Here is a 17,983-nt window from a genome sequence, read left to right as displayed (position 1 = left end):
CAGGGCGAGTGCCGCGCGGACTATGCGGCGTTCGCACCGATGGTGCCCTCGGGAAACTCCTCGAGGAAGCGTGCGCGCGTGCGCGGCGTGAAGGTGCCGCGCGTCATGTAGCCGTGGAGCCGGCGAAGGAGCGTGCGCGTGAGTTCCAGCGCACCCTCCACCTCTTGAACGAAGTCGAAGGTGTCGTTGCGGTACAGCTCCTGGAACGACAGGTGCGTGTACGCCGGCAGCGTCCGCGTGCGGCCCACCGGGCTGGAGAGCACGACGCCCGACAGATAGAGCCCGCGCACCCAGCCATCCACTTCCGCCTTCGTCGGCGCCTGCCCCACGCGCTCCTGCGAGGCCAGCCGCACCAATTCGTAGATGCCGCGACCGATGCCGCGGTACGGGATGCCGGGGCTCTTCACCACCTGGAACTTCTCGCGCAACCGCGACGTGCCGAGCAGCTCCATGCCGTGCAGCTCGCGCAGGTAGAAGAGCGTCTGTGCCCACTCGACCTGGCGGTGCGCATCCAGCGCGCTGTCCGGCCGCCGCCGGTGACGCGCCACCAGGCGATCCACTTCCGGATGGAGTCGGCGATCCAGACACAGGTGCGTGAAGTAGCCCGCGAGCAGCGCCATGCCGGGCTCGGTGCCCACGAGCGCACCGGTCGCCACCAGCTCCGCCATCTTCAGGCCCAGGCCCACTGGCGCGCGCTCGTGGTACAGCCGCGCGAACAGCGGCAGCTCGCGCTCGGGCCACAGCGCCGCGAGTCCGCCGCGCACGCCCGCGCACAGCGGGAGATCCGGCAGCGCCGCGCCGAAGCGCGCGTACGGAAGGTCTTCTGCCAGGGCGCGAACCCAGTCCGGCGGCAGGCTGCCAGGATTGGCGGCCAACCGTTCGATGGCGGTCAGATGAAGCAACAGGGTGGGCATCCCGACCTCACAGCTAGCCAGCGCGACGCGTCAATGCAATGGCTCAGTGAAATCCATCGCTTTGCGCGTAACAACCTGGGCGATACAGTCGCCGGCTCCGAAATCCCCTTTCCATCCGTTCAGGAGTCCAAGCTCCCATGCAATTCAGTCTCCTCACCGGCGACGCCACGCGCGCGAGCGGAGAGCTGCTCGTCATCCCCTTGTTCGAGGGAGACCTGGGGCCGAGCGCGCCCGAGCCGCTGGCCTCGGCGGACACGGCCTTTGAGGGCAAGCTGCGCGCCGCCGCCGCACAGGAAGGCTTCAAGGCCAAGGCCGAGCAGTCCTTCGTCATCCACACCCTGGGCCGCCTCGGCGCCGAGCGCGTGCTGCTGCTGGGCCTGGGAGCCCGCGCGCGCTACCGCCCCGAGGTCCTCCGGCTCGCCGCGGGCCGCGCCGCCAAGACGGCCCAGCGCCTGAAGGTCGCGAGCCTTGCCATCGCGGTGCCGGCCACCAGCCACGCCGACGAGGCCATTCGCGCCACGGTCGAGGGCCTGGAGCTGGGCGCCTACCGCTTCGACAAGTACAAGGCCTCCGCGAAGGAGGACAAGGGCGCGCCCAAGCTGGGTCGCGTCGCGCTGCTGCTGCCCGAGGGCGTGCAGAAGGACAAGGCGCTCGACAGCACCGTCACCCTGGCCCGCAACGTGGCCGAGGCCGTCAACTGGGCGCGTGACCTGGTCAACGAGCCACCCAACGTGGTGACGCCCACGCGGCTCGCGCAGGCCGCGCAGGAGGCCGCCAAGGACGCGGGCCTCAAGGCCACCATCGGCGGCCGCAAGGAGATCGAGCGGCTGAAGATGGGCATGTTCCTGGGCGTCACGGCCGGGAGCGTGGAGGAGCCCAAGCTCATCCACGTGGCCTACATCCCCAAGAACGCCAAGGACGCCAAGCGTCCGCCGCTGGCGCTGGTGGGCAAGGCCATCACCTTCGACTCGGGCGGCCTGTCGCTCAAGCCCGCCGATGCCATGGTGGACATGAAGACAGACATGGCGGGCTCGGCCGCGGTGCTGGGCGCCATGAAGGTCATCGGCGCGCTCAAGCCGCCCTTCCCCGTGCATGCCTTCATCGGCGCGTGCGAGAACATGCCCTCCGGCACGGCGTACCGCCCCGGCGACATCCTCACCGCGCGCTCCGGCAAGACGGTGGAGATCACCAACACGGACGCCGAGGGTCGGCTCGTGCTGGGCGACATCCTCACCTGGGCCTGCGAGCACAAGCCCGCCACCGTCGTGGACCTGGCCACCCTCACGGGCGCCTGCATCGTCGCGCTGGGCAACTACATCGTCGGCGCGTTCGGCGAGGACGACGAGGCCATGTGGTCCGTGCTGGAGGCCGCGAGCAACGCCGGCGAGGAGTTCTGGCGGCTGCCCGTGTCGGACCTCCAGAAGGACGCGCTGCGCTCCGAGGTCGCGGACATGAAGAACGCGGGCGAGCGCTGGGGCGGCGCCATCAACGCGGCGCTCTTCCTCAAGGAGTTCGTCGGCGACACGCCGTGGGTGCACCTGGACATCGCGGGCCCGTCCACCAGCCCCAAGGAGCGCGGCTACTTCGGCAAGGGCGCTACGGGCGTGGGTCTGCGCACCCTGGTCGAGCTGGTGCGCCAGCGCGCGGCCGACACGCACGACGAGGCCCCCGCGCCGAAGCCCGCGAAGGCCTCCCGCAAGGCCGCCGCGCGCTAACTCGAATCCGCTCGGCCACGGCGCTCAGCCGTGGTCGGGCTCGGGCAGCGGATGGACGCCCTCCAGCAGGGCGTCCACGCTGCGCAGCACCTCCGCGGACGCCTCGGTGGGCCACGTGGCCAGCAGCATGAGGACGCGGCCCGAGTTGCCCTCGCGCACCGCGACCCGGCCACGCACGCCGTCCCCCACCTGGAAGTTGAAGCCCACCGCGTTGTCCGACAGCGAGATGGGCTGCGGATCCGTGGTGGTGAAGCCCGGCTGTTGACGCAGCCCCTCCGTCAGCCGCTCGGCGAACTGCGTGGGCGTCGCGACGCCGGGCGCCACCTGGAGCACCACCTGCGCGCCCGAGGAGCGGTGGCGCAGGATGACGGGGATGGAGAGGCCCTCCGGGGTGCGCTCGTTCATCTCGTCGAGCTGCCACTCGGCGGTGGGGCGGATGATCTCGAAGCCGAGGTCTTCATCCACGTAGCGGCGAGGCGCGCCAGACTGTCCCGCGCTGCCCGAGCCGCCCACGCCCTCGTCGGCCCGCACCACGGGCTGGCGCGTCGCGCCACACGCCGTGCACAGCACCAACAGTCCCCACCGCAACACCCACTTCGCGCCCATGTCGCCGCTCCCCGCCCGCAGGCCGTTGGGAGGGCAAGCTGCGCACACCGCGAGAGGGCAACCAGGGCCCGAGGGGTGGGATGGCGTGGGGATGTCAGGCGCAGGAAGCTCGCGCGCGCAGCCCCGTGCGCGGCGCTACGTGGGGCTTCCCTGCAGGGTGCGGTAGGTGTTCGCCAGCCGCTCGGCCACCTCGGCGGGCAGCACGTTGCGCGCGGAGAACAGGGCGTAGGCCACCAGCGCGTCCAGAGCCTCCAGCGCGAGCGCGCGCCCCACCGCTTCGCCGCTGCCGGAGACATTCGCGCGCAGCCGCGACACATCCACGCGCCCGTCCGGCCCGAGCGCCACGCCCGCGTAGGCGCTCTCCAGGCCCGGCGGTGGCGCGTCCAGGAAGCCACGCAGCAGGTCCACGGGGTTGCCCGCGTCACGCAGCGCGCGGTGCACCAGGGACAGCAGGAGGTTGTAGCGCTCCTCGGCGGAGAGCAGCTCCCACGCCATGCCCTCGACCTCGGGCCCGGCCGAGGCGACGGGCTCCGGCGCGCGCAGGAGCAGGTTGCGTCCGCGCTGGCCCTCCTGGAGCCACGTGTAGAACGAGTACTGGCACCCCGGGTACACCGCGCGCAGCGCGCCCAGCGAGGTGCCCGCGCCCAGCTTCGCGAAGAGGGCCTCGTCCCCGGGCAGCGGTCCCTCGGAGCCCGGCACCACCCACAGGTCATCCGGCAGGCCGCGGCGCAGGCGGACCGTCTCCTCCGCGCGCTTGATGCCCGCGAGGACCAGGTCGCGCGTGCGCTCGGGCAGCTTCACCGCGTCCGCCACCGGCACGCGCGTCTCCACGAAGAGGAAGCTGCCCTCCCTCATCTCGAAGAGGTTGAGCACCACCTCGCGCACCACGTACGTCATGGCGCTGTAGAGGTTCGCCTCCGTCACCCAGCCCGAGGACGTCAGCACCTGCCCCAGCCGGCGCGACGACGTCACCCGCGTGAGCGCCTCCTGGAGCCGCGCCTCGGACACCAGCCCCAGGCGCGTCAGCACCGTGCCCAGCCGCTCCCAGGGCTCGGTGGAGGTGGCGAACACCACCTGCCCATCCCGGAAGGATACCGAGCGGCGCACCGCTCCGTGCTGCACCACGAGCTGCCCCGTGCGGATGCCGGACAGGACGTGCGCGAAGGCTTCCTCCACGGACAACGTGCCCAGGCTCCCGGCGAAGAAGCCGGCGACCGCGGGCGAGTCCTGGAGGAGGACGAGCCCCTCGGGCGCGAGGAAGTGCGCCGCGAGGGGACGATCGCCAGAAACAGCAGCGGCGAGCGGTCGCTCGAGTTCGAGCGAAACCGACTCGCCGCTGACTTTCGGAAGGGCCTTGGGTCGCGCCACCACCGCGAGGCCTCCGAGAACTACTTCTGCTCGGCCTTCTGACCGCCCGCCAGTTCGGCGTCGATGATGCTCTTGAACTCCTCGAACGGCTGCGCGCCCGAGAGCATGATGCCGTTGATGAAGAACGCGGGCGTGCCGTTGACGCCGACCTTCGCGCCGTCCGCCTGGTCCGCCTTCACGACCGCGGCCTTCTCACCCGAGTCCAGGCACTTGTCGAACTTCGCCGCGTCCAGCTTCAGCTCGGCGGCGTACTTCTTCAGGTTGTCCACGCCCAGGCCCTGCTGCTGGCTGGCGAAGAGCTTGTCGTGCATCTCCCAGAACTTGCCCTGGTCGTTGGCGCACTGAGCGGCCTCGGCGGCCTTCTGCGCGTCCTTGTGGAAGTCGAGCGGGAAGTTGCGGAACACCAGGTGCACCTTGTCACCGTACGTCTTCGTCACCTGGTCCACCGTCGCGATGGCGCGGCTGCAGAACGGGCACTGGAAGTCGCTGAACTCCACGATGGTGACGGGCGCGCTCGCCGGGCCCTTGGCCGGACCGGTCGCGGCCACCTGCTTGCGCTCGGCGGCCGGGCGCGGGGGCTCGGGCAGCTGGTACTGCACGTTGTTCTGCTTGCGGAGCTCGTCGAAGAGCGCCTGCGCGCGCTCCTGCTTCTGCTGACCGGTGAGGTACTCGACGATCTGCGGCTTCATCTGGTCGACGGTGGCGCCCGGGGGAAGCTGGCCCTTGGCACCCTCGAAGACCTCCTTCACCTTGTCATCGGAAGGCGCGGGGATCTTGTCGTCGATCTCCGACTTGAGGAACTGGTCCTCCGTCTGGTTGTGCTTCTTCGCCTCGGCCTGCACCAGGCGCTCCGTGACAAGGCCCTCCAGGCCCCGCTTGCGCAGCTGGTACTTCTGCTTGTCGAGGTTCGCGAGCGGCTCCTTGATGCGCTCGTTCAGCTCGGAGAAGGTGACCTTCTGGCCGTTGCCGTACGTGGCGACGACGGCGTCCGGAGCCATCTCACCGGCTGCGGGCGCGGTCTGCGCCTGCGTCGGAGCAGTCGCCGGAGCCTTCTCCTTGTTGCAGCCAGTGGTGAGGGATGCCGCAAGGAGTGCGGCGGCCAGAATGACGCGAGTGGGGCGCATAGAGGACATAAGGCGCGGACTTAGTCGAGGCGCCCAGAGCTGGCAAGCAAATGGAACTACGCGACCAGCGGCTCCAATTCGAGACCACCCGAGAGGCCAGGCATCGTCAACTCCATGCCCTCCGCCTCGGGCCGGCGCACCGTGACAATCTCATATGCGCTGGGGTCGGACAGGACCTTGCGCACGAGTTTGTGATTGAGCGCATGGCCCGTCTTGTAGGCCGTCATGTGTCCAATGACAGGCCGACCAAAGAGCGACACGTCGCCCACCGCGTCGAGGATCTTGTGCCGGACGAACTCGTCCGGGAAGCGCAGGCCCTCGGGGTTGAGGATGGCCACCTCGTCCACCACGATGGCGTTCTCCAGCGAGCCGCCGCGCGCCAGGCCCAGCTTCTTGAGCTTCTCCACGTCGCGCAGGAAGCCAAACGTGCGCGCGCGGGAAATCTCACGCGAGAAGCCGCGGTCATTCAGCTCCACGTCGAAGGACTGGCCCTGGATGACGGGGTGCTCGAAGTCGATGGTGCAGCTGATCCGGAAGCGGCGCGCCGGCGCGAGCGAGGCCTGCTTGTCACCCTCCGCCACCGCCACATGCTTCTTGATGACGAGGTACTCGCGGGGCGCGTCCAGCTCGCGAACACCCGCCTCCTGGATGACCTGCGCGAAGACGGCGGCGCTGCCATCCATGATGGGCACCTCGGGCCCGTCCAGCTCCACGCGCGCGTTGTCGATGCCCATCCCCGCCAGTGCCGACATCAGGTGCTCCACCGTGCCCACCCGCACGCCGTCCTTGCCCAGCGAGGTGGCCAGCGCCGTGTCCACCACGTACTCCGCCAGCGCGGGGATGGACACCGGCCGGGGCAGGTCCGTGCGCACGAACACAATCCCATGGCCCGCCGGCGCGGGGCGCAGGGTGAGCGTCACCGGAGTACCCGAGTGGAGGCCCACTCCCTGGAAAGTGGCGGTCTGAGAGAGGGTGCGCTGGCTGTGGAAGGACTGGGACATGTGGGTGTCGCCTCGATGGCTGCGTCGCTGCTGCCGCTCTCTGGGTGTGACTCCGGGCCGGATGGGAGCCCTACCGTTCATCAGTGGTCTGACGCGCCGCACACAAGAGCAATCAGCATGCCATCCCGCTGTGACAGGCCGCTCGCCCCCGAGCGAGCCGGTGTGTCCACCAACCCCTTGGAACTCCTAGCGAATTGGCGCCGCGGCCCGGCACCTCCGGCCCCTTCTCCGGCAGGGCCTCGCCAAGAAATGCGGAATTCATCCGCGCCACCGTGACAACCGTGTCCGAGATTCATCACCCGACCCGCCTCGCCCCGTCCCCATGCCACGCCCTCGCGGAGAGTGCGTGTCCTGGGTGAAACAGCGGCGGGTCTCTATCGCAACGGGCGGGGCCGAGGCAAACCCGTGAGGGGGGCTCTAGCGGGCCGCGGGGGGCAGGAAGCGGTCGCGCAAGGCCTCCGCCTCCTGGCGATCAAACCCTCGGCCCTGGAGCAGCGCGCGCCGGCTGACCGCGTGGAAGGTCGTCTCGAGGGTCTGCGAGAAGCGGCGCAGGTCCTCGGCGAGGCGGCTGCGGATGCCGGGGCCCTCGGGTGGCCAGGGCAGCTCCACCAGCAGCGAGGTGAAGCGGTCGAACGCGTCGTAGTCCGCGTAGCGCAGCAGCTGGTAGCCGCCGTCGTGGAAGTAGTCGAGGAACGAGCGGAGCGCCTCCAGGACGCGCTCGGCGGACGGGACGTCGTCGGCGCGCAGGTGCGCCTCGGCCGCGCGGCACAACTGCGCGTAGACCCACAGGTCCTTGCGCAGTCGCAGCGCGGCGTCCTGCGCGCTGGTGAGCTGCGCGAAGGCGTCGTCCCCCGTCGCGGCGCCGGGGAAGAGGGCCTCGGCGAGCGCCACCACCTGCGCGCGCAGGACGGTGGTGAAGGCATCGGCGGCGCGGCGCGGCGCCTCGGGCTCGCGGTCCAGGTCCACGAGCACTTCGCGCGCGATGCGGTCCGTCTCCTTGGCGAGGTCACGCGCGGCGCGCAGCGCGGCCGCCTGGAGCGGCTTGGGGCCGGCCTTGGGCGACAGCTCCGTGTGCATGTAGTTGGCCAGCGCCGAGCACTCCCCCCGCACGAGCGCCAACAGCACGCGGATCCGCCGAGGGAACGGCGGCTGCGCCTCCGCGTCCACATGCGCCAGGTAGTGCAGCACGCGGAACAGGCCCAGGAACGCGGTGGTGAAGAGCGGCCGCGTGTCCTCGGGCAGCGTGGCCAGCGAGTCCAGCAGTCGCAGCGAGCGCAGCCGGTCGTACTCGACGCGGAACTCGAGCGGGCGGAACGGCCGGAAGTAGCGGTTGAGGACGACCTCGCGCAGCGCCAGCTTGCCCACGTCCTGGAAGAGGCTCAGGCCGATGACGGGCAACTGCAGCAGGTGGTCCAACAGGTTCTTCAGCGCGTCGAAGGCCTCGCGCAGGACGAAGAGGCTCTCGGGCGGGGTGACCTGATCCAACTCCTCCTCGATGAGCAGGCGGCGCACCCGGTCGTCCGCGAGCTGGGTCTCCACGTACTTGCGGAACACCATCTTCGGATCACTGTCCGGGTCCTGCAGGTGCCGCGCGACGCGCACCGCGCGCTCCATGGCGTCACGGACGTCCACGAGCTCTTCGTGGAAGTCGCGCGTGACGAGCGGACGGGCGCGCACGTCCACCACCGCGTTGTGGAGGTTCAGGTAGCGCTCCACGCCCCGCAGCCACATCTCGAACTCGAAGAGGAGCTGCTCGCGGCCCTCCACCGGAACACCGCGCAGCCAGCGCTCGCGCTCGGCGAGGAAGCCGGCGCGGGCGGCCTGCGTGGCGCGCATCAGGTCCCCGTAGAAGTCCCGGGGAGCGTGGGGTGCCGAGGACACGGGGGCGGTGGCTTGGCTCATGGGTCCCTTGCGGCGGTCAGAAGAGATTCCCCTGGGGCGTGCTGGGGGGCGGCGTCTTCTTGAAGTACTGGTAGGCGCGGTGCGTGGCCGTGCGGCCACGCGGCGTGCGCTGGAGGAACCCCTCCTGCAACAGGAAGGGCTCGTACACGTCCTCGATGGTGTCGCGCTGCTCGCCCACGCTGGCCGCGATGGTCTCCACGCCCACGGGCCCTCCCCCGAACTTCTCCAGGATGGTGAGCAGGATCTTCCGGTCCATCGCGTCCAGGCCGCTGGCGTCCACGCCCAACCGGCTGAGCGAGTCGTGCGCGAGCGCGTAGGTGATGCGGCCGTTGCCCTCCACCTCGGCGAAGTCTCGCAGGCGGCGCAGCAGGCGGTTGGCGATGCGGGGCGTGCCCCGAGAGCGGGTGGCGATCTCCTGGCTCGCCGCGCGATCCAACGGCACCCCGAGGATGCGCGCCGAGCGGTCGAGGATGAGCTCCAGGTACTTGGGCTCGTAGTATTCGAGCCGCTCCTGAATCTGGAACCGGTCGCGCAAGGGCGACGTGAGCAGGCCCGTGCGCGTGGTGGCGCCGATGAGCGTGAAGGGCGGCAAGTCAATCTTCATCGCCCGAGCCGCGGGCCCGGTGTCGATGGTGATGTCCAGCCGGAAGTCCTCCATCGCCGGATAGAGGTACTCCTCCACCGCCGCGTTGAGCCGGTGGATTTCGTCGATGAAGAGGACGTCGCGCTCGTTGAGGTTGGTGAGCAGGCCCGCCAGGTCGCCCTTGCGCTCCAGCGCGGGGCCGCTCGTCACGTGCACGCCCACGCCCAGCTCGTTGGCGATGATGTGCGCCAGGGACGTCTTGCCCAGGCCCGGTGGCCCCGAGAACAGACAGTGGTCCAGGGCATCGCCTCGGCCGCGCGCGGCCGTCACGTAGACCTTGAGCTTCTCCACGACGGCGTCCTGCCCCACGTACTCGTCGAAGGTGCGTGGGCGCAGGGATGCATCGAGCCGGGCATCCTCCGGCTGGCTAGCCCCCGAGAGCGTGTCGGACTTCCTCGCCATGACCATGCCGACCCTATACAGGATGGGGGCGCATGTCGCGGCACATCTGGCGCGGTGCGGCTTGGCAGGTCGGGCGCCGGGAGGCTTCCTCCGGAAGACCCGCCCCCTGCGCTTCTGCCATATTCCAGACATCGCCCGAGACCGCCGGCCCCCCCGGTGTCCCGCTTTGAGTATGGGAGACGACCCATGAGCCCCAGCGCCGTGTCCTTCCGTGCCCTCCCCTTCCTCGCCGAGGCCCGCGCCGAGCGCGTCCACGGACTGCGCATGCAGCGGCTGCGGCGCGCCACGCTCCAGGCCCGCGAGGCCTTCACCGCCGAAGGCCCCGTGGCGGCCGTGGCCACGTGCGACCTCATCACGTTCCCCTACCCCACCCTCTTCGCCTTCAGCGGCGCGGCCATGTCTCCCGCGCCGTACGTGATGATGACCAACCGCATGCAGGTGGTGCAGTTCGTCGAGGCGGGCACGGGGCAGCTGCGCACGCTCCTCTTCAACCCCACCGATTACGAGCGCGGCTACGCGGCGCCCTTCTACCGCGCGCTGCGGGAGCGCTACGGCGCCTTCCTCTCCGACAAGGTGATGTCCACGCGCCACGGCACCGTGCAGAGCCACCTGGAGCGCCTGGGGCTGACGCCCGGCGACGTGGACTACCTCGCGTTCGACCACCTCCACATCCAGGACCTGCGCGGCTGGCTGGGCGGTGATGGCCAGCCCGGCTTCTTCCCGCGCGCCAAGCTGCTCGTGCAGCGCGCCGAGTGGGAGCTGGTGAAGCACCTGCACCCCATGCAGCAGGTGTGGTTCGTGCCCGGCGGTGCCGAGGTCCCCGAGGAGCGCGTGGTGTTGCTCGACGGCGACGCGTGGCTTGGCCAGGGCGCCGCCATCCTCAGCACGCCGGGCCACACCCAGGGGAACATGTCCCTGGCCGTGGCCAACGCGCGCGAGGTGTTCGTCGTCAGCGAGAACGGCGTGTGCACGGAGAGCTACACGCCGCTCCAGTCGCACATCCCCGGCGTGCGCCGCTTCGCCGAGCAGCTCGGGTGGGAGGTGGTGCTCAACGGCAACACGCGCGAGGACTCGCTGGAGCAGTACACGTCCATGGTCGTGGAGAAGCTGTTCGCCGGGCCCTCCGCCGTCGAGGGCGCGTACATCAACTTCCACCCGTCCTCGCTCCTCACGTCCCACCTGCTCGCGCCGGGACTGGCTCCCTCGGTCGTGCTGCCCGCGCCCAACGAGGGAGACATCCGCCCCACGCCTGCTGCCCGCCGCGCCGCCTGAGCCGCGAGGCGCTCAGCGCACCTCGGCCGCCACCGCCTCCACGCACCGAGGCATGGCACGCAGGGACAGTGACCACAGCGCGTCGTCGCCCGTGCCGTCCGTGGCCGCGAAGTAGACGTTTCCTCCCAGCCCGACGAAGCCGTGCGGATTCGACGACGCGGGCCCCGGCGCGATGTCCGTCAGGCGCCGCGACGAGGACGGAAGGTGCTCGGTGAGCCACGCCTCGCGCCCGCGCTGCGGCGTGGCCGCGGAGAACACGAGCGTGTCGCCCACCACCGTCAGCTGCTCCGGCGCGCTGCCCACGGGGCCCGGCTCCAGGTCCGCCCACAAGCGCGTGCCCGAGGCCGTGCCGTCACTGCGCCACAGCTCGCGGCCATGCACGCCGTCGTCCGCGGAGAAGTACAGCTTCCCATCCAGCACCACGAGCCCCGAGGGCAAGGACGACTCCGCCCCAGGCCGGATGTCCTTCACCATCCGCGTCCCCAGCCACGTGCCGTCGCTCTTCCACAGCTCGCCGCCATGGACGCCATCGCCCGGCCCGCCCCAGAAGCCCTCGGCGCCCGCCATGAAGTAGACGGCGTCCCCCATCCGCGTGAGCGAGGCCGGGTAGTCCCCTTGGAAGCGCCGCAAGGGGAACGCGAACAGTGGCAGCCCCCAGGAGGCCCACAGCGTCGCGACGCCGTCGCCCGGATCCACCAGGAAGAACAGTCGCGAGCCCACCGGCGTCAGCGAGAACACCAGCGACGTATCCGGAGCACGGAACAGCGCGTGCGCCGCGCCCGAGGGCTCCAGCGCCCAGATCGTCACGTCGTGCTCGCCGGAGGCCACCAGCACCAGCCGGTTGTTCCACACCGCCAGCCCGTCCAGGTACAGCGCCGCGGGCCCCGGGGCGAACTCCCGCGCGAGCACCGTCCCCGCCGAGGTCCCGTCACTCACCCACAGCTCGCGGCCGTGCACGCCGTCGTCCGCGGTGAAGTAGAGCTTGCCTCGGACCTCGGTGAACCAGTCGGGCGCGCTGCCCGCGGGCCCCGGCCGCACGTCCTTCACCAGCAATGTGCCGCCCGGCGTCCCGTCGCTCTTCCACAGCTCGGGGCCGTGCACGCCGTCATCCGCGACGAAGAAGACCTGGCGCCCCACCCGCTTCAGGAACCGAGGCGTGCCTCCCGCGGGCCCCGGCCGCACATCGCGCAGCATCCGCGTGCTGGCGTCCTCGCCGTTGCTCGCCCACAGCTCGCGACCATGCACGCCGTCGTCCGCCGAGTAGAAGAGCTGCTCGACCCCCAACACCAACAGGTCCGGCTTCCCACCTCCCGGCGGCCCATCCGGCGGCGCGTCTCCCACGCGGCGCGGCGCACGGGTGCAGCTCTCCGCGTCCAGCTCCTGGGATTCCACCCCCACGCCTGGGAGCCCGTCATCCCAACCCATGGGGCCACATCCCACCCCACAGCCCGCCAGCAACGGAACGAGGACATGAACACCACGCCACGCCATCATCGCGAGACTCCTTGTCCACGGTGGAAGCCCTCCCCTCCACCGTCCGGGCTGCAAAGTGACATCCCCGGCGGAATTCATCAGCAACCCTCAGGCTTCGGACCCGTTGGCATGTCCGAGAGCCTGCGTGCCAATCCGACCGTGCGTCCACCTCGACACCCGCGCCGTCCAACCTCCAACCGCTTCCACTTTAACTGGAATGGAAGTTTGTGCGGGTTCTGCTCGGAGTCCCGAACTTCAACCGCCTGAGCGCAACGCCTTGAGGGCCTCGCGAAAGAGGGCCTGGAACGTCGCGTCAGGACCCAAGCGTTCACTGGCCAACTCGGCGGCCTTCTCCGCTTGGGGTGGTTTGTAGCCCAGGTTGAGCAGGGCGGAGACGAGGTCGGACTTCGTACCGCCAACCTGGGGAGTGGGGGCCGCGGCGCCCCGGGCCACGGCCTCTAGGTGAATGGACTTCACCTTGTCCTTCAGTTCCAGCACCAGCCGCTCGGCTGTCTTCTTTCCAACACCGTGAATCTTGGCCAGCCGGGCCACTTCACCGCGTGCGAGCGCCGTCACCAGCTCCGCGACCTCCATCCCAGAGAGGACGGACAGGGCCATGCGCGGGCCCACGCGCGACACGCCGTTGAGAAGAAGGAACACCTCCTCCTCGGCGACGGTGAGGAAGCCGAACAGCTCGAAGGCGTCCTCGCGCACCACGGTGCGGATGCGCACGTCCACGGGCTGGCCGTCGGCGGGAAGCTTCCCCAGCGCGAGCGTGGAGAGGTTCACCCGATACCCGACGCCGTTCACGTCGATGACGGCGTCCTCCAGTCCCTTCTCCACCACGGTGCCACGCAGCCGGGCAATCATCGCGTCTCCGGGCGCTTGTAGGCGGGCGCCAGCCGCTCCGCGAGCAACGACGCCGCGCCCTTGCGCTTGCCCCGACTCGCTGACGAGCCCGCCGACGGAATGCCGGCACGGCCCTGGTTGAGATGACACAGCGCCACGGCCAGCGCGTCACTGGCGTCCGCGCGCTCCAGCGTGGAGGCGTCCAGGTCCAGGAACGTGCGCACCATGCGCGCCACCGCGTCCTTGCCGTCCGCACCGCCCGCGCCCACCGACTTCTTCACCCGGGCCGGCGGGTACTCATGCACCGCGAGCCCCGCCTGCGCCGCCGCGAGCAGCGCCACGCCGCGCGCATGTCCCAGCACCAGCGCGCTGCGCGCATTGCGGAAGGTGAACACGCCTTCCACCGCCACCGCCGTGGGCTTGTAGCGAGCGATGGCCTCGCTCAGCGCGTGGTGCAGGTCGCGCAGGCGATCCGCCAGCGGCGCCGACTCATGCACCTTGATGACGCCATGGCCCACGTGCACCAGCTTGCCACGCCTGTCCTCCACCACCCCGTAGCCCATGAAGCGGCTGCCAGGGTCCACGCCAAGCACGCGCACGTGCATCGTCCTTTCCGCGGCCCGCGCTAGGGGGACAGCGACTCCATGAGGGATTCGTCGATCTCGAAGTTGGCGTGCACGTTCTGCACGTCGTCGTTGTCCTCGAGCGCGTCCATCAACCGCAGGACCTTGCGCGCGTTGTCGCCGTCCACCTTGAGGGTGTTCTGCGGCACGTAGGTCCACTTCTGCTCGCCCAGGCCCAGGCCCGCGGTCTCCAGGCTGGCGGCCACGGTGTGCAGGTCCGAAGGCGCGGTGCGGACCTCGAAGCCATCCGAGCCCTGGCCGAGCACGTCCTCGGCGCCCGCCTCCAGCGCCTTCTCCATCACCGCGTCCTCGGTGGGCCCGGGCTTCACGGTGATGACGCCCTTCTTGTGGAACATCCAGCCCACCGCGCCCTCGGTGGCGAGGTTGCCGCCCCACTTGCCGAGGATGGAGCGCACGTCGCTGGCGGTGCGGTTGCGGTTGTCGGTGAGGCACTCGACGATGAGGGCCACGCCGCCGGGACCGTAGCCCTCGTACGTCACCTCTTCGTAGCTCTCACCCTCCAGCTCACCGGTGCCCTTCTTGACGGCGCGCTCGATGGAGTCGCGGGGCATGTTGGCCTCGCGCGCCGCGGCGATGGCGACGCGCAGCCGCGCATTGCCCGCGGGGTCGCCTCCGCCCATGCGGGCCGAGACGGTGATCTCCTTGATGACCTTGGAGTAGAGCTTGCCCTTGGTCGCGCCCATCGCGGCCTTCTGGCGCTTGATCTTCGACCAACGGTTGTGACCGGACATGGCAGCGTCGCCTCTCGCGGGTGCTCAGCGGTGGGAGTGCAACCCTGTCCGGCCTTCTGCCCTGAGGCGGGCCGCCGAGTCAAACCTTCACGAACCCGCTGGCTCGGGGGACTCGGGCACGGGCTCGGGCTCGAAGAGGCGAGGCGCCCCGGCGCCCTGGTGCACGCGCTCGCGCTCCTCCACGAAGCACGCGGGCACCAGCACGCCCAGCATGAACAAGCGGGTGGCCGCCTCGTACGCCACGGCCTCGGGGAAGCGACAGTCGAGCAGCATGGCGCGCAGCGTGCGCCGCCCGTCGAACAAGCGCACCACCTCGCCCACGTCCTCGGGCAGCGTGGGCAGGTGCTTCGCGAGCCGCGCGAAGTCCACCGTGAGCCGCGCGGCCAGTGGCAGCCCCCGAGCCCGCAGCGCATCGAAGCGCGCCAGCCCCGGCAACACGTGCTCGCACAAGAAGGCCCGGTCCATGGTGAACGAGCCCTTGTGCAGCTCCGGGCCGAACACCACCGAGTACACGCCCGCGCCGAAGCACAGGAGCCGGCGGAAGGCCTGGCTGCCGCGCTCGCCGTGGAACGCCGCGTCCACCAGCAGGCCATGACGGAACGCGAACCAGCCCTCCCCTTCCGACAGCGTCACGCGCCCGGAGCGCACTCCCGCCAGGAGCGCCCTCGCCACGTGCGTCAGCGGCAGGAGCGAGGTGTCCGAGGTGAAGGACGCGTCCGCGCTGCGGTGCCCCGAGCGCAGCCGGGCGAGCGCCACGACGTCTTCCACCCACGGCTCGGCCAGGTAGTCATCCGCGCCCACTCCGCCGGCCAGGTCGCGGTGGAACTCCTCCTCGCGCCGAGCCACGAGCAGCACCGGCACGTGCGCCGTCCGAGCCTCCGCGCGGAGCTGGCCACACAGGCTGAAGCCGTCTCCGTCCACCAGCTCCGTGTCCACCACCACGAAGCCCGGCAGCGGCCCCTCGCCCAGCAGCAGGACGAGCGCGTCGCGCAGCCCCTCGACCTCCACGGTCGCGAAGCCCGCCGTGACGAGGGCCAACGCCAGCTCCGAGGTCGCCGCGCTCGCGCTTCCGACCCGCAGCACCCACCCCGGAGCCTCACGCGCGGAGGACTCCGGCGCCGAGGAAGCAAGCGGCACGTCTGGATGCGAGGCGCGGTGAGAACTGGCAGACATGGATTCCTAATTCTTCGAGCGAAGCCTGACAGAGACGCAAGGAGCACTCAAGTCGGAGGAAGCGTCGGGTTCCGGTCATGCAGCCCCCAAGGTAGGGTGGGCGCATGAATCGCCTCGCGTTGTGTCTGTGCGTGTTGCTGGTGCCCACCGTGTCCGCCGCCGAGGGCGCGGAGCCGAGCCGGACCGCGGATGATCCGCTGGGCTCGGTGGTGGGCCCGGCCACCCTGCCCGCGGGCGCCACCGCGTTGTATGGCTACATGGGCGCGCCCGAGGTGGGCGCGGGCTTCCGTCAGGGAATTGGCGGACTGGAGATGGAGGCGCGGGCCCGCTTCGACTGGTTCAAGGTCGCGGCGACGCTGGAGCTGGCGGCGCGCAAGGAAGTGCTGGAGCGCGGCGCGCTGCGACTGGCGCCGGTGCTGGGCGTGGGCGTGGTGCTCAACTCAGGGGCCACGTACCTGGACTCGGACAACTTCTCGGGCGTGCTGATGCGGGTGTCGCCGGGGATGGTGGCGAGCTGGCGCATGGGCGAGACGGCGGCGCTGCTGGGGCTGGTGGATCTGCCGTTCGACTTCGGGCTGGGCCACGAGGCGAAGCGGCGCTTCCAGGCGCTGGGCGGCGGCGGCGTCGAGCTGTACCTGGGCGACAACGTGTCGCTGCTCGCCGCGGGGCAGTTGGGCGTGGAGACCTTCCAGGCGCGCAGCGGCCTGGGCCACACGCGCCTGGGCTTCAACGCCCGCGTGGGACTGGGCACGCGCCTGTTCTGAAACTCACGGCGCTCAGGTCAGGCCCAGCCGCTCCAGCTTCTTCAGGAGCCCCTGGCGCGACAGCCCGAGCGCCTCGGCGGTGTGCGTGCGGTTGTGCTGAAAGCGCCGGAGCGCCTCCTCGATTTCGCGCCGCTCCAGCGCCTCCACCTTCTGCGCGAGCGTGCTGCCTCCAGGCTGAGCGGGGCGAGCGCGCTCGGCGCCGGTGAAGGAGAGGTCCTCGGGTTGGATCTCCCGGCGCTCTCCCGCGAGCACGGTGGCGCGCTGCATCTCGTGGCGCAGCTCGCGCAGATTCCCAGGCCACGCGTGCGCGCTGAGCGCCTCCGAGGCTCCGTCCGACAACAGCTTCGCCCGGCCATCCGGACACAGGTGCGCGCACTGGTTCAGGAAGTGCTTGGCCAGCACGGGCAAGTCCAGGGCGCGCTCGCGCAGCGCGGGCAGGCGGATCTCCACGCCCTTGATGCGCCAGAAGAGGTCCTCGCGGAACGTGCCGTCCTGCTGCATGCGCGCCAGGTCCTTGTTCGTGGCGGAGATGAGCCGCACGTCCACGTGCACCGGCGCGTCCGCTCCCACCGGGAGGAAGTCACCCGTCTCCAGCGCCCGCAGCACCTTGACCTGGAGCGCGGGCGTCATGTCGCCAATCTCGTCGAGGAAGAGCGTGCCGCCATCCGCCTCCATGAAGAGGCCCCGGTGGTCGCGCGTGGCGCCGGTGAAGCTGCCCTTCACGTGGCCGAACAGCGCGCTCTCCAGCAGCGTCTCCGCCAGCGCTCCGCAATTGACGGGCACGAACGGGCCCGTGCGGCGCCGGCTCCGTTGATGCACGGTGCGCGCGAGCAGCTCCTTGCCCGTGCCGTTCTCGCCCGTGACGAGCACCGGCAGGTCGCTCACCGCCACGCGCTCGGCCAGCGACACGGCCGCGAGGAACGGGGCGCTCTGCCCCACCATGGCCGCCTCCGCGCCCGCGTGCGCCAGCGATGAGCGCAGGCTCTCCACCTGCCGCTCCAGCGTCACGCGCGCCAGGGCTCGCTGCACGACCACGAGCAACACATCCGGATCCACAGGCTTGGTGAGGAAGTCGTACGCCCCCAGTCGGATGGCCTCCAGCGAGTGCCGCGTGTCGCCCACGCCCGACACCACGATGACCTTGCAGCCAGGCCGCGCGCCCAGCAGTGCCCCCAGCTGCTCCAGCCCGGATGACACGCTGCCATCGGGCGGGAGCATCAGGTCCAGGAGCACCAACGGGAAGGCCCGGGACTCGAAGGCCGCCCGAGCGGAGGCGCGGTCCGCGGCCTCCACCACCTCGTAGCCAGCCTGGCGCAGCAGACCGCCATAGACCTTGCGGAAGGCGGAGTCATCGTCGACGAGCAACAGGGAGTGCGCGGGCGGGCTCATGTGGGGCTCGGTG

15 protein-coding genes and 1 pseudogene are annotated in these 17,983 nt (G+C 70.7%); 3 read left to right on the top strand and 13 right to left on the bottom strand.

Translation table 11 applies throughout. The annotated features are described in order from the left end of the window. Positions 1-20 precede the first annotated feature (20 nt). Complete coding sequence (locus JGU66_14855; GenBank protein MBJ6762051.1) at positions 21-914, bottom strand: hypothetical protein; 894 nt, start codon at positions 912-914, stop codon at positions 21-23. Between the two features lie 137 nt (positions 915-1,051). Here JGU66_14855 and JGU66_14850 point away from each other — a divergent pair, with 137 nt between their 5' ends. Continuing rightward, positions 1,052-2,629 (top strand): leucyl aminopeptidase, encoded by a 1,578-nt coding sequence (locus JGU66_14850; protein MBJ6762050.1) that lies wholly within the window; start codon positions 1,052-1,054, stop codon positions 2,627-2,629. A 24-nt stretch (positions 2,630-2,653) separates the two neighbouring features. Here JGU66_14850 and JGU66_14845 read toward each other — a convergent pair whose 3' ends face one another. The 6 genes from JGU66_14845 to ruvB form a co-directional block, all read right to left on the bottom strand. Then, positions 2,654-3,235: a hypothetical protein gene (locus JGU66_14845; GenBank protein MBJ6762049.1), complete on the bottom strand. Its 582-nt coding sequence runs from the start codon at positions 3,233-3,235 to the stop codon at positions 2,654-2,656. 135 nt (positions 3,236-3,370) lie between these two features. Beyond that, the gene (locus JGU66_14840) at positions 3,371-4,606 is read right to left on the bottom strand and encodes a DUF4388 domain-containing protein (GenBank protein ID MBJ6762048.1); all 1,236 of its coding nucleotides are present in this window, start codon (positions 4,604-4,606) and stop codon (positions 3,371-3,373) included. Positions 4,607-4,623: 17 nt separating this feature from the next. Next, the gene (locus JGU66_14835; protein ID MBJ6762047.1) at positions 4,624-5,727 is read right to left on the bottom strand and encodes a thioredoxin domain-containing protein; all 1,104 of its coding nucleotides are present in this window, start codon (positions 5,725-5,727) and stop codon (positions 4,624-4,626) included. 56 nt (positions 5,728-5,783) lie between these two features. Further along, positions 5,784-6,728, bottom strand: a complete 945-nt coding sequence (locus JGU66_14830) for a UDP-3-O-acyl-N-acetylglucosamine deacetylase (protein MBJ6762046.1) — start codon at positions 6,726-6,728, stop codon at positions 5,784-5,786. Positions 6,729-7,145: 417 nt separating this feature from the next. Further along, positions 7,146-8,630, bottom strand: coding sequence for a hypothetical protein (locus JGU66_14825; GenBank protein ID MBJ6762045.1), 1,485 nt, complete (start codon positions 8,628-8,630; stop codon positions 7,146-7,148). A gap of 16 nt (positions 8,631-8,646) precedes the next feature. Further along, positions 8,647-9,681 carry a Holliday junction branch migration DNA helicase RuvB gene (ruvB, locus tag JGU66_14820; protein MBJ6762044.1) on the bottom strand — a complete coding sequence of 345 codons (1,035 nt, stop codon included), beginning with the start codon at positions 9,679-9,681 and terminating at the stop codon, positions 8,647-8,649. 180 nt (positions 9,682-9,861) lie between these two features. On the opposite strand from ruvB, the gene JGU66_14815 reads away from it, so the two are divergent. Continuing rightward, positions 9,862-10,947 (top strand): hypothetical protein, encoded by a 1,086-nt coding sequence (locus JGU66_14815; protein ID MBJ6762043.1) that lies wholly within the window; start codon positions 9,862-9,864, stop codon positions 10,945-10,947. A 12-nt stretch (positions 10,948-10,959) separates the two neighbouring features. On the opposite strand, the gene JGU66_14810 is transcribed toward JGU66_14815, so the two are convergent. From JGU66_14810 to JGU66_14790, 5 genes and pseudogenes are all read right to left on the bottom strand, one after another. Beyond that, positions 10,960-12,441 carry a hypothetical protein gene (locus tag JGU66_14810; GenBank protein MBJ6762042.1) on the bottom strand — a complete coding sequence of 494 codons (1,482 nt, stop codon included), beginning with the start codon at positions 12,439-12,441 and terminating at the stop codon, positions 10,960-10,962. Between the two features lie 234 nt (positions 12,442-12,675). Further along, positions 12,676-13,290 (bottom strand): Holliday junction branch migration protein RuvA, encoded by a 615-nt coding sequence (gene ruvA / locus JGU66_14805; GenBank protein ID MBJ6762041.1) that lies wholly within the window; start codon positions 13,288-13,290, stop codon positions 12,676-12,678. Continuing rightward, positions 13,287-13,868 (bottom strand): crossover junction endodeoxyribonuclease RuvC, encoded by a 582-nt coding sequence (gene ruvC, locus JGU66_14800; protein MBJ6762040.1) that lies wholly within the window; start codon positions 13,866-13,868, stop codon positions 13,287-13,289. The genes ruvA and ruvC overlap by 4 nt, the downstream gene beginning before the upstream one ends. A gap of 26 nt (positions 13,869-13,894) precedes the next feature. Further along, the gene (locus tag JGU66_14795; GenBank protein ID MBJ6762039.1) at positions 13,895-14,644 is read right to left on the bottom strand and encodes a YebC/PmpR family DNA-binding transcriptional regulator; all 750 of its coding nucleotides are present in this window, start codon (positions 14,642-14,644) and stop codon (positions 13,895-13,897) included. Positions 14,645-14,809: 165 nt separating this feature from the next. Next, positions 14,810-15,727 (bottom strand): annotated as a pseudogene (locus JGU66_14790) (DNA-binding response regulator). A gap of 194 nt (positions 15,728-15,921) precedes the next feature. Between JGU66_14790 and JGU66_14785 the strand changes: the two are divergent. Next, positions 15,922-16,581 carry a hypothetical protein gene (locus tag JGU66_14785; GenBank protein MBJ6762038.1) on the top strand — a complete coding sequence of 220 codons (660 nt, stop codon included), beginning with the start codon at positions 15,922-15,924 and terminating at the stop codon, positions 16,579-16,581. Positions 16,582-16,593: 12 nt separating this feature from the next. Here the strand turns inward: JGU66_14785 and JGU66_14780 are convergent, their stop codons facing one another. Beyond that, positions 16,594-17,970 (bottom strand): sigma-54-dependent Fis family transcriptional regulator, encoded by a 1,377-nt coding sequence (locus JGU66_14780; GenBank protein ID MBJ6762037.1) that lies wholly within the window; start codon positions 17,968-17,970, stop codon positions 16,594-16,596. Between the last annotated feature and the right edge of the window lie 13 nt (positions 17,971-17,983).

It is taken from the genome of Myxococcaceae bacterium JPH2 (assembly GCA_016458225.1).
Taxonomy (GTDB): domain Bacteria; phylum Myxococcota; class Myxococcia; order Myxococcales; family Myxococcaceae; genus Citreicoccus.
Note: the sequence above shows the minus strand (reverse complement) of the source record. Positions and strands in the feature narration are given on the sequence as shown.